At 62.8% G+C, this 13,122-nt stretch carries 16 protein-coding genes, 1 tRNA gene and 1 pseudogene; 7 read left to right on the top strand and 11 right to left on the bottom strand.

Annotated features, from left to right (window positions below; genetic code table 11):
- The 3 genes from G404_RS0115300 to G404_RS0115290 all read left to right on the top strand — a co-directional run.
- Nucleotides 1–334 (top strand): transposase (locus G404_RS0115300; protein ID WP_156906322.1); only part of this gene is annotated, 334 nt, incomplete at its 5' end.
- 154 nt (nt 335–488) lie between these two features.
- Nucleotides 489–1,421 carry an NAD(P)H-binding protein gene (locus tag G404_RS0115295; RefSeq protein ID WP_028641859.1) on the top strand — a complete coding sequence of 311 codons (933 nt, stop codon included), beginning with the start codon at nt 489–491 and terminating at the stop codon, nt 1,419–1,421.
- Nucleotides 1,422–1,646: 225 nt separating this feature from the next.
- Nucleotides 1,647–2,819: a tyrosine-type recombinase/integrase gene (locus tag G404_RS0115290; protein WP_028641858.1), complete on the top strand. Its 1,173-nt coding sequence runs from the start codon at nt 1,647–1,649 to the stop codon at nt 2,817–2,819.
- A 159-nt stretch (nt 2,820–2,978) separates the two neighbouring features.
- Here G404_RS0115290 and G404_RS19305 read toward each other — a convergent pair.
- A pseudogene (locus G404_RS19305) lies at nt 2,979–3,170 on the bottom strand (transposase); the annotation flags it as partial.
- 137 nt (nt 3,171–3,307) lie between these two features.
- Here G404_RS19305 and G404_RS20410 point away from each other — a divergent pair.
- The gene (locus G404_RS20410) at nt 3,308–3,484 is read left to right on the top strand and encodes a hypothetical protein (RefSeq protein WP_156906321.1); all 177 of its coding nucleotides are present in this window, start codon (nt 3,308–3,310) and stop codon (nt 3,482–3,484) included.
- An 86-nt stretch (nt 3,485–3,570) separates the two neighbouring features.
- On the opposite strand, the gene G404_RS19905 is transcribed toward G404_RS20410, so the two are convergent.
- The 5 genes from G404_RS19905 to G404_RS0115255 all read right to left on the bottom strand — a co-directional run bounded on the left by G404_RS19905 (nt 3,571) and on the right by G404_RS0115255 (nt 6,268).
- A complete protein-coding gene (locus tag G404_RS19905; protein WP_028641856.1) occupies nt 3,571–4,122 on the bottom strand; it encodes a GNAT family N-acetyltransferase in 552 nt (183 codons plus the stop codon).
- Nucleotides 4,112–4,420, bottom strand: coding sequence for a type II toxin -antitoxin system TacA 1-like antitoxin (locus G404_RS0115270; RefSeq protein ID WP_028641855.1), 309 nt, complete (start codon nt 4,418–4,420; stop codon nt 4,112–4,114). Before G404_RS0115270 ends, G404_RS19905 begins: the two co-directional genes overlap by 11 nt.
- A gap of 152 nt (nt 4,421–4,572) precedes the next feature.
- Entirely contained in the window at nt 4,573–5,223 is a 651-nt protein-coding gene (locus tag G404_RS20895) for a lytic transglycosylase domain-containing protein (RefSeq protein WP_245584553.1), read from the bottom strand.
- 224 nt (nt 5,224–5,447) lie between these two features.
- Nucleotides 5,448–5,873 carry a hypothetical protein gene (locus G404_RS0115260; RefSeq protein ID WP_028641854.1) on the bottom strand — a complete coding sequence of 142 codons (426 nt, stop codon included), beginning with the start codon at nt 5,871–5,873 and terminating at the stop codon, nt 5,448–5,450.
- A 2-nt stretch (nt 5,874–5,875) separates the two neighbouring features.
- Nucleotides 5,876–6,268, bottom strand: a complete 393-nt coding sequence (locus G404_RS0115255) for a helix-turn-helix domain-containing protein (protein ID WP_028641853.1) — start codon at nt 6,266–6,268, stop codon at nt 5,876–5,878.
- A 111-nt stretch (nt 6,269–6,379) separates the two neighbouring features.
- Here G404_RS0115255 and G404_RS19285 point away from each other — a divergent pair, with 111 nt between their 5' ends.
- Both G404_RS19285 and G404_RS0115240 read left to right on the top strand, forming a co-directional pair.
- Nucleotides 6,380–6,619, top strand: coding sequence for a MerR family transcriptional regulator (locus tag G404_RS19285; protein ID WP_036521649.1), 240 nt, complete (start codon nt 6,380–6,382; stop codon nt 6,617–6,619).
- Between the two features lie 216 nt (nt 6,620–6,835).
- Nucleotides 6,836–7,966 (top strand): tyrosine-type recombinase/integrase, encoded by a 1,131-nt coding sequence (locus G404_RS0115240; RefSeq protein WP_028641852.1) that lies wholly within the window; start codon nt 6,836–6,838, stop codon nt 7,964–7,966.
- Between the two features lie 125 nt (nt 7,967–8,091).
- Here G404_RS0115240 and G404_RS0115235 read toward each other — a convergent pair.
- Nucleotides 8,092–8,166: transfer RNA gene (locus tag G404_RS0115235), tRNA-Val, on the bottom strand.
- A gap of 90 nt (nt 8,167–8,256) precedes the next feature.
- Here G404_RS0115235 and G404_RS0115230 point away from each other — a divergent pair.
- A complete protein-coding gene (locus tag G404_RS0115230) occupies nt 8,257–8,565 on the top strand; it encodes a DUF3297 family protein (protein ID WP_028641851.1) in 309 nt (102 codons plus the stop codon).
- Nucleotides 8,566–8,567: 2 nt separating this feature from the next.
- On the opposite strand, the gene G404_RS19280 is transcribed toward G404_RS0115230, so the two are convergent.
- Genes G404_RS19280 through G404_RS0115210 form a run of 4 tightly spaced genes read right to left on the bottom strand, consistent with a single transcriptional unit; the run spans nt 8,568 to nt 13,071 of the window.
- A complete protein-coding gene (locus G404_RS19280) occupies nt 8,568–9,803 on the bottom strand; it encodes a hypothetical protein (RefSeq protein ID WP_051280793.1) in 1,236 nt (411 codons plus the stop codon).
- Nucleotides 9,800–10,651, bottom strand: a complete 852-nt coding sequence (rsmA, locus tag G404_RS0115220; RefSeq protein ID WP_028641850.1) for a 16S rRNA (adenine(1518)-N(6)/adenine(1519)-N(6))-dimethyltransferase RsmA — start codon at nt 10,649–10,651, stop codon at nt 9,800–9,802. Before rsmA ends, G404_RS19280 begins: the two co-directional genes overlap by 4 nt.
- Nucleotides 10,644–11,660: a 4-hydroxythreonine-4-phosphate dehydrogenase PdxA gene (gene pdxA, locus G404_RS0115215; RefSeq protein WP_028641849.1), complete on the bottom strand. Its 1,017-nt coding sequence runs from the start codon at nt 11,658–11,660 to the stop codon at nt 10,644–10,646. Before pdxA ends, rsmA begins: the two co-directional genes overlap by 8 nt.
- Nucleotides 11,656–13,071, bottom strand: a complete 1,416-nt coding sequence (locus tag G404_RS0115210) for a peptidylprolyl isomerase (protein ID WP_028641848.1) — start codon at nt 13,069–13,071, stop codon at nt 11,656–11,658. Before G404_RS0115210 ends, pdxA begins: the two co-directional genes overlap by 5 nt.
- Between the last annotated feature and the right edge of the window lie 51 nt (nt 13,072–13,122).

Here is a 13,122-nt window from a genome sequence, read left to right as displayed (position 1 = left end):
AGCCGATTGCAAGGCGTATAACACTTTGATTGCATTGCCGGAACGAGCACCAAAGGCGCTCCTGGCCGACAAGGGGTACGACGCAGACGCAATCCGAGCCGATCTTGCCAATCGCAACATCCAAGCCGTCATCCCGGGTCGCTCAAACCGCCGGATTAAAGTCGAACATGATCGCACGCTCTACAAGGAACGCAATCACATCGAACGCTTCTTCGGGCGCCTGAAAATCAACCGCGCCATCGCTACCCGCTACGATCAGCTTGCAGAAAGCTTCCTCAGCATGGTCCATATCGCCTCAGCCAGATACTGGCTCAAATTTGTCCACGCCGCCTAGCCCACGGTTGTGGGTGGCTTGTGCCGCCGCACCGATTTGGCCTTGCGCCGCAGGTCGCCACCGCCATACCATCGCCCGGCGCGGGGTGACTGTGGATATCGATCAAGCCAGAACGACAGACGCACAGCCGGCGGCGGCACCACGTCGCATAGCCATGCTGGGTGCCACAGGCACGATCGGCCGCGCCACGGCTGCCGCCCTGGTGCAGCGCGGCCATGATGTGGTTTGCCTGGTGCGCGCGCCGGCTGACATCCCGGGGGTGTCGATCCGGCAGGTGGATTTTGCCGATCGCGCGTCGGTGGCACGCAACGGCTTTGCAGGCGAACGCGTTGACGCGGTGGTGTCGTGCATGGCTTCGCGCACCGGCACACCCGATGATGCCTGGGCCATCGACCACCGCGCGCATTGCCATGTGCTGGACGCGGCACAGGCCGCCGGTGTCGCGCAGTTTGTGCTGGTCTCGGCAATCTGCGTGCAAAAGCCGCGCCTGGCATTTCAGCACGCCAAGCTGGCGTTCGAGGCGGCACTGATCGCGTCAGGGCTGCGCTATTCGATCGTGCGGCCAACCGCCTTTTTCAAATCGCTGTCGGGGCAGATCGAGCGGGTACGGCGGGGCAAGCCGTTTCTGGTGTTCGGCGATGGCACGCTGACCGCGTGCAAGCCGATCAGCGATCACGACCTGGCCGAATATATCGCCGATTGTCTGACCGATGGCAGCCGGTGGAACCGCATCCTGCCGATCGGCGGCCCCGGCCCGGCGATCACCCCGCGCCAGCAGGGCGAGGCGCTGTTTGCCATGCTGGGCCGGGCACCCCGGTTTTCTCGCGTGCCGGTGGCCCTGCTCGATACGATCGCGGCGGCGCTTGGCCTGGTCGGGCGGATCGTGCCGTCGTTGGCGGTCAAGGCCGAACTCGCGCGGATCGGGCGTTATTACGCCACCGAATCGATGCTGGTGCGCGATCCGGCAACCGGGCGATACGATGCCGAGGCCACGCCCTCGGCCGGCACGCAGACGCTGTTCGAGTATTATCGCGCGGTGATCGATGGTGCGCAGCCGGTTGAACGGGGGGACCACGCGGTCTTTTGACCGGCTCGACCGTGGGCGAGCATGTCCGCCCATAAATCCGTAATCGGGGGATTTATGGTGGGCGCGGCAGGGTTTGAACCTGCGACCCCACCCGTGTGAAGGGTGGGAAATCGGCTTTTGGCGTATTTACACGGATCAAAAATCATTTAAAAACAGTCATGGGCGTGCGGGTGCGTGCGCATATGTTTTTCATGTTTTTTTCATGGATTTTTGGAGAGCCGAAAAATGCCCGATCTGAGCCGTATCGGAGAGCGCGAAAAGCTGAAGCCGAAGGCTGGTGATGAGCCGCACTGGCAACGGCTGCGCCAAGGTGTTTATCTCGGCTATCGTCCTTCCAAGAGGAAAGCCGGGGGCACTTGGTTTGCCCGCTTCTATGATGCCGAAGCCAACCGCAATGCCCGCAAGCGGTTGGGCGATTATGGCACCCTGTCAGGCCATGATGTTTTCAAGCAGGCCAGAACTGATGCCGAGACATGGGCGGAAACGGTCGAAACCGGCGGTGAGCGTGCCCGTGACATGGAAACGGTCAAGGACGCTTGTGATGCCTATCTGGAGCAAAAGCCCGGATCGATTGCCGAAGGGGTTTTCCGGCGGCACGTCTATTCTGATCCCATTGCCAAGGTGAAGCTCGACAAGCTCCGGCGGCACCATCTGAAGGCATGGCGCAAGCGGCTGGAGCAAGCACCGGCACTGGTGACGCGCACGAAAGTTGCGGACCTGAAGCGTATGAAGCCGCGCTCGCAATCGACCGTCAACCGCGACATGGTGCCGCTGCGCGCCGCGCTGGGCATGGTGCTGAAGCCGGGTGCGCCGAACACGGATGCGGCATGGCAAGAGGCGTTGCGCCCGTTCAAGGGGGCGGACAAGCGCCGGGAACTTTATCTAGACCGTGATGATCGCAAGGCGCTGATCGATGCCACGTGCGATGAGGCGCAACCCTTCGTGAAGGCCTTGTGCCTCTTGCCGCTGCGCCCCGGAGCGTTGGCGGCGCTCAAGGTGGGCGACTTCGACAAGCGCACCCGTGCGCTCACGGTTGGCAAGGACAAGAACGGCAACCCGCGCCAGCTTACCATGCCGAAGGTGATTTCCGACTTCTTTGAAGTGCAGGTGAAGAACAAACTGCCAGCCGCATCGATCTTCGCCCGCGCTGATGGGGCGGCATGGAACAAGGACGCATGGAAATATCCGGTCAAGGATGCGGTTAAGGCGGCTGGCCTGCCCGGTGCTGCATCCGCCTACACCCTTCGCCATAGCGTCATTACCGATCTGATCCGCGCCCGCCTGCCCATCCTCACCGTGGCGCAGCTCTCCGGCACGAGCGTTGCCATGATCGAAAAGCACTACGGGCACCTCGTGCGTGATGATGCTGAAGAGGCATTGGCTAGCATTGCGATCTAGCCCGCATAATTCACCCGGTTGAGTTTGGCGCTCCCAGTTTCGAGCATTTGGCGTCAGCCGGGCATAGCTGATCGTCCCCGGCGGTGGGCCAGGGTTTCGGTGGATGAAGGCTTGCAGGTTGACGGGTACAGGTTCGATTTGGCGTGCTTGCCACGACGTTCAGGTGACGAGGCGCGGGATGCGCGCAAGGGCGATCCGGAAGATGTGTTGATCAGGACATGCCGTTGGCCACTGCACGCGGATCAAGGTCTTCAACTCGGTGACGCGGGCGGCGATCTTGATGAGGCGCAGGCGCAAGGTGTCGAACTGGACGGTGCGCCAGACGGATCGTTTCGGCATCGCGGTGCGTACCCGTCAACCTGCAAGCCTTCATCCACCGAAACCCTGGCCCACCGCCGGGGACGATCAGCTATGCCCGGCTGACGCCAAATGCTCGAAACTGGGAGCGCCAAACTCAACCGGGTGAATTATGCGGGCTAGGTCTTGTCATGCAGCTGATGAAGCCCGTCGTCGCCAAACTGATCGATCGAGCCAATTTCCCAATCGAACCCTTGACCCTGAGGGCTGAGGACCGCCTGTCGGACTGGCTGGTGAGGACCATCATCACGAATGAAGAGCAGATCAGGAACCGGCGGGATGATTTTGTGAATCTGCCGGAGTTGTAGGGGGCCAGCCCTCATGGCCACCGTTCCCGGCTAGCAAACGGCTTGCCCTATCGCTGGTGCAATTGCTTTTGATCCTCTGTCCTGCGTCACTTTTGAGCCAGCGTCGCTCGCACATCGGCCATAGATATGTAGACGCGAGTGGGGTTGTCGGGATCCCGCAAGGACTGAAAGCCCAGATCGGCGTAAAACTTCCATCGCCGCTCGAAATGATCATGCTGAAGCACATCGAGGACAATGGCCGCCGCTCCCATCTGCTCGGCAATGGTGGCGCAGCGTGTGATCGCATCGATCACGAGCGCCGTACCGAGTCCCCTACCTTGCATGCCTTCATGAACCGCCACCGCGCGAATGTAGATCACCGGAACATCCGGCACGCGCGCACGTTGCCACGCCTTTGGGCCGAAGTTGGATCGCACCGCCATAGCCCCGAGCGTGTAGAAACCCAGTACCGCACGATCAACGTCAGCCGTTGCCAGCCATGCCGTCACCATGCCGTCGCGGACCTGATCCGACAGGGAGGATTTCAGAAAATTGTCGATGGGCGGGAAGCCGCAAGAAAAGGCGCTGCGATCATGCAGCGCCTTGTCGAATTTGGCGATTGTCAGCGAGCGAGCTTCATTCGATGGTTCAGCCGGCATCCTTCAGAACGCCCTCCGATGCCTTCATCGCCTGCGCCAATCCAGGGACGACCTTCCCTGGCGCTGCAACAGCTGCCTGGAATGCATCGAAGGTTTCACGCGGCAGAATTGACAAGGCCATACGCTGCTCGACCTCCTGTGCACGCAACAGTGCAGCTTGACGGATGAAGTCGGCTTCCTGCAGGCCGGTTGCGGCGGCGGCGGCCTTGATCCGCTCTTCATCGGCGCGGTGCATCCGCAGTTCCTTGCGCGCCTCCATCTTGCCGGGCGTCGTAGCGATTGGTTCGAGAGCGAACATGTCGTATCTCCTTTGGGCAAAATCTGTACGGCAAATCGCCGTACGCGTCAATTGCCGTTTGCGCGAAGGTTCCCGCTCAGGCATCGTCGAGGGCGTTTCCCCTCCACGGAGTATGGGTGGCGGGTGCAACGCAGGACCGTTCTCAACGCGACCTATTGCGAAAGTCCTGCCATCAGGACCTGCCTGCGGGCGATTTCGTTTCGCATCGTGAGCAAGACTCCAGAGACGTATCCCAGAGTTTCCGGGATATGCGGCACCTCCAGTTTGCGCCGAACACGGCCTTCGCCGGCGTTATACGCTGCAAGCGCGAGGTCGAACCGTCCGAATTCATTCAGGAGGACACGCATGTAACGGGCGCCGCCGCGCAAGCTGTCGATAGGGTTCCAGACGTTGCGAACGCCGAGCGATCGAGCCCGGTCCGGCATCAACTGGGATATCCCGGCGGCCCCCTTTGGGCTTAGCGCGCTGGGGTTATACCGGCTTTCCTGGATGATGAGCGCGTCAAGCAAAAGTGGAGGCAGTCCGGCTTCACAGGCCGCGGCGACCATGGCGGGATACCAAGTAGCGCGACGCCGTTCAGCAGAAGCGGGCAAGGCCGGATTCGGCTGATACGGCTCTCTGGCGCATAATGGTGCCTCGGCGTTGCCGTAAAGCTGGTCTCGCCAATATGAATGGTCTGCCGATGCGGGAACGGTAGATCCGGAGTTATCGCCGTCAGCAAGCGCTTCGAATGCCTGGGCAAGGCTGTTGCCTTGAGGGGGCGCAGCTTGGGCGTCGACATGCAGCGTCGGGGACGGCTGCAAGACGAATCGCCCAGATGGTCCGCTCGGTTTTGCGAAACTCTCGAGATCGACATTTCGGGCTAGCCCGGCATTCGACCAGATAAGTGATGCCGTCGCAGCACAGTACATTAGACGGTTCATAGGATCAGGCCCATTCAGAAGTGTGGGTCTGGTCCGGCTATCGCGTCGGCAGTGGTATCTATTTTGGCCGAAACAGCAAGGCTTCGGTGGCTGCTGGTATTCCGTTAGCGGCTCGAGGCTACAAACCTGAACCGGATGGATCGGCCAGATCGAAATTCCCAACGACCAAACTGTCGTTCTGCCGTGTCGACCAGCCAGAGGGGCAACAGCAGAGAGGCAAAGAGGGATGCGGGGAGTTTGATCTCCAGAAGACCAGTGAAGATGGCAAAACCAAGCGCGAACAGCGCTAGGACCGCGGCGGTGACTGTGAACGCCTTGGCGAGAGCGATGTATCGCGGGATCGACACGTCGCGAACATGGGATAACTCCAGGGCTCGCTGCCTTTCCAGTTCGAGCCGTTCTTGAGCTTCCTTCATCTCCCGTCGCAGGGTCAGTCGATCAGCCATCAACTTTTCAATCGGCGGGTTGACGGCCATCATCGCGGCGAGGAGTCGCTGATCGGTTATGGCCGGTGGCAGGTTGTCGTTCATGGTCAGGCACTCAGCGATAGAAGCTTCTCGCTCATGGCGGGGCTGATCTCGCCATGCTCCATCAGATATTGAAATAGGGCGCTGCTCAGCTTGATAAGCGCCGCCTTGTCCGGTTCATCGCCGCCACGGGTCAGGTAGTCCCAGGCAATGTCGATCGAGCGGACATAGATCTCGTCAGCGCTGGTTTGATCGGGTCGGCCTTCGCCGAGCAACAGCCAGGTTGGGTTGACGTTGTAGGTCTTGCTGAGGGCAACGATCGCCGCGGCAGGCGGCTCGCGCAGACCTTTCTCATAATTGACTAGCGCGCCGTGGGACACGCCGATCGCCGCAGCGACATCGACCTGGTTGAGCCCCCGCGCTTTGCGAACCTCAAGAAAACGGCCGCCAATGCTCACGCATCACCTGCGCGCAAAACACACTTGACGATACTCACAAACATGAGTTAATCCATTAATCGTGAGTTTCGACGAAACTCTGAATCCAAACTACTACAAAAGGTGCTAGCTATGCAATTGCTGACACTCCCCAAGCTTGCCGCGCAAAGTGGCTGGCCGGAATCGCGCATCCGCCGAATGGTGGCACGCGGCCAACTGTCCCACATTCGCGTCAACGGGCGCCTGCTGCTGCCGGAAACGGCCATCGAGGAATATGTGGCCAGCCACTTCGTCGATGCCGTCGGGCGTTCCGAGCCGCCGACTGACCTCATTCTCGTCAACTCTGCACTGCGTGCCGAACGAGCGCTCTGACGCGCGTGGAGGTCATCACATGGCTGTTCTGTCCACCATTCTCGACTCGGGGAAGCCGCCCAGTGAGTGGGTCGAGCTGCTGTCCACCCGAGGGCTGATCATCTCCGAGCGCTCCCTCCGCGAAAAGGCGAGCCGCATCGGTGCCTGCCACCGTCTCGGCCGGACGATGATCATCACCGCCGACCAAATCGACCAAATTCTGGAAAGCCGCAAACCATGCCCCTCGAACCATTCCGCCGAGGCCCGACCTGGTGGGCTCGCGGCCGCGTCGAATACCTCGGCGCCGCCATTACCGACTACTATCGATGCAGCACTGGCGCATCTGAAGAAGCGGGCGCTTGGGACTGGTGCCGGGCCGAAGAGGAAAGGCAGATTCGCCGCCACGTCCTAGGCGATGATGCGCTGGCCGAACCGCCAGCAAAATTCACCTTCGCCGACGCGGTTCTCCTCTACAAACCCAGCGCGGCAGATGCGGGCTATCTCGTGCCGATCCTGTCCAAGTTTGGATCCCTGCCGGTGGCCGACATCACGCCGAAGCTGGTGCGCGAATTGGGTGAAGCGCTGTACCCGGATGCGTCGACCGATACATGGGTCCGCCACGTGGTGACCCCGGTTCGCTCGGTGATCAACAATGCACATGATCTTGGCCACTGCGCCCCGATCCGCATCAAAGGCTATTCCAAGGAAGAACGGGTCGCTCAAGATCTCAAGCGTGGGCGCAAAAGCCGGGTGAAGAAGACTCCCGGGAGCTGGGAATGGCTTCTGAAATTTCGCCAACATGCGCCCAAGCAACACGGCGCACTGGCAATGTTCATGTTCATGACCGGCGCCCGGATCAGCCAGGCGATCGCCATGCATCCAGATCGTCACCTGAAGCTGGACGAGAACATGGTCTGCATTCCCGCTGCCAAAGGTCACGACGATCGTTGGATCGCCGTTCCCAGCGAACTTGTCGTGGAACTCGCTTCATTGCCGAGGCTCTATCCGCGGGGCTTCGAGCGGACAGCCGAAAATCTGCGTGTCTTTGGCTTCGCGGATCGATCAAGCCCGAGGAAGGGGTGGGCTAAGACGTGCAAGCTGGCCGGGATCGACTTGCTGCCGTTCCATGCTGCGGGACGTCACGGCTTTGGTCAGGAAATGAATGTCAGGCAGGGTATCGATGAGAAGGCCGCCGGCGATTTCGGCGGATGGTCCGACACCAGCTTGATGCGCAGAACTTATACCCATGCCGAGAAAACGGCAGAGAAGATACACGAGGCTCAGCTGCGCGGACTTCGCGCTGCCGAGGAGAAAACCAAGCTGACGCTGTTCAGGCCGATCGAGGCCAAAAAGAGGGGGAAGGCATGATGTCCGTGTACGCGATTTGTACGGGCTCGACGCGAAATGAGGCGTTTGTTCCCGTTATTTTCCGTTTTGAAAATTTTCGCCGGCGGAATGGGTCTCATAAAATCCCCTTATTTCAGAGGGTTTTATGGTGGGCGCGGCAGGGATTGAACCTGCGACCCCACCCGTGTGAAGGGTGTGCTCTACCGCTGAGCTACGCGCCCGTCCTGTCGACGTGTCGTCGGGACAGGGGCGGGCCTCTATCCCGGCGTCGCACGATTGACAAGTGGGGGGGGCAAGATATTTGGCACAGCATGACCGAGATCGAATCCACTTCGCCCGAAACCGCAACGCCGCTTGGCGACGTGCCCCCCGATCGCCTGGCGATCAATCCGCGCAGCCCGCATTTCGATGCGGACACGCTGCAGCGGGGCATCGGCATCCGCTTCAAGGGTGTGGTGCGCAACAATGTCGAGGAATATTGCATCTCGGAAGGATGGGTGCGGGTGCAGGCGGGCCGCACGCTCGATCGCAAGGGCAATCCGATGACGATCAAACTCAGCGGCCCGGTCGAGGCATGGTTCGAAGACCTGGGCGAAAATGCGCCCGTCGCCAAGGCCTGATCCTATCGGATCGCGATCCGCACGAAGGGCATGACGCCGGTTGGTTCCGACGCTCGATAGGCGGGCTGTAACGCGGCAGGGACAAAATCCACTGTCGCCTGCAGCCCCGCGCCCAGCGCGACATGGCGCGCGATCGGGATCTGGTGGACATAGCCCAGCGTGATTTCGCCGACGCGCGCGACCTGGCTTGATGGCGGGGCAAGGTCGTCTTTGTGCACGGCCTCGGCGCGGGCAAACACCGTGTCGCGGGGCAGGACCAGCGCGGATTCAAACAGCACCGCGTCGAGCACATGGCCCGGCCGATCGCGATTGCGGCCCCATGCCAGCGTGGTCTGCCAAGTGCACAACGCAAACCGGTGGTTGTACGTCGTCGACGCGGTCAGCCGTTGCTGGTTCACCGCGGGCATCAGCTGTTCGGGGCTGTGCAGCGCGCCATAGCTGACCTGCAACGACCAGTCGCGCTGCGGGTTCAGCGTGATCCGGCCCGACCATGAATCGAGCCGCAGCGGTTGATAGCCCCAGCGATGCTGATCGGGTTCGCGGCCGTTGAACGCCGACGCCTCGATCTTGACCGGGCCTTGCACCAACCCGGCTGTGGCCACGCCAAAGGTGATATGCGTCGAATCGAGCCAATGGTGGCTGATCGGCGCGGCCGGGCTGTCGGCGCCCGACAGCCGGTGCATGAACGTCACCGGCCCCAGCGCGGGTTCGCCCGGATAACCAAGATACACGAACACCGACGACGCGCCGCCTGTGGGCAGCGCATAGACTCCGGCCATTTCCATGAACAGGTTGTGCGGGTGCTGCCGGTCGACCAGGCCGGTGGTGCCGTTGGCGGTTTCGCCGGTCTGCAGCAGCAGTGGATAGCCGGCCGGGCCCATCGCCGGATCGAGCGACAGCATCGATTTGAACGTGATCGTGCCCGCACCGGCGCTGTGCTGCGCCATCGCCATGACCATGCTTTCGGAAAACACCGTGGTGTCGCCGCGTGGTCCGCTTTGCCGGTCATACACCAGGTCGGCATAGCCATGGACCATGCCGGTCCATCCGCCCGATGCCCACATCAGGCCCTGCATCGGGGTCGACGCGGGCTGCCATGCGGTGCCCGAGCCATCCTGCATCATGGCATAGGGGCCAAGCGTTCCCCCCATCATTCCCATCGTATCGGGCTGGGCGAACGCGATGCCGGGTATGCTGCATAGCACCGTGCCCAGCTGTGCCAGCCCGCGGCGCATCACGCGACGGCGATTTTCCCGGCAGCCATCACTTTTGCAATGGCCACGAATTCCCCGAGCTCGAGCGTTTCGGCCCGCCGTGACGGATCGATGCCCAGCGCTTCGAGCGCGGGCAGCGCGCCGGGCAGGCCCTTGAGCGACTGGCGCAGCATCTTGCGACGCTGGCCGAACGCGGCCTCGGTCAGGCGTTCGAGCGTGCGCGGCGGTACGCCGTCGGGCATCGCCGCGGGCGTGACGTGGACGATCGCCGACATCACTTTGGGCGGCGGGGTAAACGCGCTGCGGTGCACCTTCATCGCGATGCGCGGGTTGGCGCGCCACTGCGACAGGATGGCGAGCCGCCCATAGGCATCGCCATTGGCCCGGGCGATCACGCGTTCGGCCACTTCCTGCTGAAACATCAGGGTCAGGCTTTGCCAGCGCGGGGGCCAGGCGGGGCCCGACAACCAGCCGGTGAACAGCGCGGTGCCGACATTGTAGGGCAGATTGGCGGCGATGTGATACGGCCCGTCTAACAGGCTGGCGGGATCGATCTTGACCGCATCGCCCTCGATCACGCGCAGCCGGCCGGGAAAAGCTTCGCCCAGTTCGGCCAGTGCCGGCATGCAGCGGCGGTCCATCTCGATCGCGGTAACGCGCGCGCCGGCGCGCAGCAGCGCGCGCGTCAGGCCACCGGGGCCGGGGCCCACCTCCAGCACTTCGGCGTCGCGCAAGTTGCCCGGTACCGCGGCGATGCGCGTCAGCAGTTGCTCGTCGAACAGGAAATTCTGCCCCAGCGATTTTTGCGCCAGCAGCCCGTGGCGGTTGACGACATCGCGCAACGGGGGAAGGTCGGGGGCAAATTCAGACATGTTCGCGTTGGTCCGCACATTGCCCGGCCATGCGGATCGCGGCAATCGTAGCGCCTGCGCGCGCGGTGCCGGTTCCGGCGATGCCAAAGGCGGTGCCATGGTCGGGGCTGGTGCGCACGATCGGCAGCCCCAGTGTCACATTCACACCGTCATCGAAATCGAGCACCTTGATCGGGATCAGCGCCTGATCGTGGTACATGCAGATCGCCACGTCATAGGTCGCCCGGGCGGCGGCATGGAACATCGTATCGGCGGGCAGGGGCCCGACCGCGGCGAACCCCGCGGCGCGCAGGCGCGCAACCGCAGGCGCAATGACATCGCGATCTTCATGCCCCATCCGGCCATCTTCACCGGCGTGGGGGTTCACCCCGGCCACGGCGATGCGCGGTGCGGCAATGCCGAAATCGCGTGTCAGCGCGGTGGCGGCGATGTCGGTGCGGCTGGCGATCAGGCTGGTGGTCAACAGGTGTGGCACGTCTGACAGGGGCACATGGACGGTGATCGGCACCACCCGCAGATGGGGCCCCGCCAGCATCATGACAGCGTCATGTGGCGCCACAGCGCAGGCGGCCGCGACAAATTCGGTCTGACCCGGGTGGTTGAACCCGATCCGCGCCAGACGGCTTTTGGCGATCGGTCCGGTGATCAGCGCGCGGGTCGCGCCGTGGCGGGTCAGTTCGGTCGCCAGTGTCAGGCTGGCCAGCGCCAGGGCCGCGCCCGCGTCGTCGGGCTGTCCCGGGGTGTAATTGCCTGTGCCCACATCGATCACCGGCAGCGCGGTTGCGAACACGTCCGCGGCTTGCGCCGGGGACTCGACCGCCACCACCCTGGCGGTGATGCCGCGGTGCCGGGCGGCGGCGGCGATAATCGCGTGCGAACCGATGATGACAAAGGGCGGCAGGGCGGTGTCACGCGCCTGCGCCCATGCCATGACCGCCAGTTCCGGGCCGACCCCTGCCGGATCGCCCATGCTGAGCGCGAGCGGCAGCACCGGCTTCACCGGTTCAATTGTATTCGATCACGGCGTCGCGGCGCAAATCGCGCAAATAGATCTGCGCGCGCTTGTTGACGCGGTCATCTTCCAGCTGGCCCTGCAGCTGTTCAAAGCTGGGCCCGTTGTCGACCTTGGGATCGTCGCGGCCACACAGCATCAGCACGCGCACGCCATCTTCGACCGAACCGAACGGCGGGGTTGCTTCCCCCACGCCGAGCTTCAGGATCGTGTCCTGCAGCGCCAGCGGCAGGTCGCGCGCCTTGATCTGGTCGTTGCCGACCACGCTGGCGCCGATCTTTGCGGCCATCGCATCGACCTGGCCGCAGCCGTGGATGTCCTTCACCGCCTTGGCAAATGTGCTGGCGGTGGCGGCGGCATCGCGTTCGGGCGTGCCGGGCTTGAAGGCGATCGAGATCTGCTTGAGGCTGAGCACGGCATCGCGCGGATCGGCGGTCAGCACCTGGCGCTTGTCGATCACATAGATGATCGAATAGCCGCCGGGAATTTCGATCGGCCCGGCCAGCTGGCCCGGGCCCATCGTCCCCACCGTGCCGGCGATCTGCGTGGGCAATTGCGCCAGGCGCACCCAGCTGAGATCGCCGCCGACCGCCGCGGTCGATGCCTGCGAATACTGGCGGGCATAGCCGACAAAGCTGCCGCCCTTTTTCAGCTGCTCGACAATCTTGTTGGCGTTGGCCAGCACTTGTGCGCGGGTTTCGTCGGTGGCGGCCAGAAAGATTTCGCCCAGATGGAATTCTTCGGTGCCCTTGGCTGCCTTCAGCCGGTCCATCATTTCGCGCACTTCGCTGTCGGACACGTTGATATAGGGCTGCACATTGCGGCGCAGCAGATGCTGCCAGGCAATTTCGCCGCGGATCTGCCGCTTGAGCGATGCGCCGGCCGAACCGATCGAGGCAAGATAGGCTTCGAGCGCGGGCGCGTCCTTGCTCATGTTCTGTTGCGCGATATAGGCAAAGCGCTGGTTCACTTCATCGTCTCCGATGGTGATGTCGGCGGCCTTGGCCTCTTGAATCTGCAGGGTTTCGTCGATCAGGTTGCGCATCACCTGGGCACGCAGGCGCTCTTGCTCTTCGGGGCTCAGCTTGCCCGCGTTGGCATTGGCGAACAGGGCATAACGCTGGTCAACGTCGGTGCCGGTGATGATCTCGCCATTGACGATCGCGGTGGCGTGGCGATGGTTGGGGTCCATCTTGCCGAAAAATTGCGGGTTCGACGGCAGATTGAGATTGCCCTGCGCATCGGTCGATGCGGCCGGCGGCGGTTCGGGCGCGACCGGCGGAACATTTGCGTCCTGCGCCTGCGCCACGGACATGCCTGCGGGGGCCGACAGGACCATTCCGCAGGCCAGTGCCACTCGCAGGAAAATCGACGTCGAAGCAGGCAGCAAGCGAAATGCGGACGTCATGGCAGTCGATCAATCCTGTTGTGCGCCTGCAGGAACGGCGCGAAATCTGGC

Origin of the sequence: Novosphingobium acidiphilum DSM 19966, from assembly GCF_000429005.1 — a bacterium.
Lineage (GTDB): Bacteria > Pseudomonadota > Alphaproteobacteria > Sphingomonadales > Sphingomonadaceae > Novosphingobium > Novosphingobium acidiphilum.
This window is presented reverse-complemented; position numbering and strand designations above follow the sequence as displayed.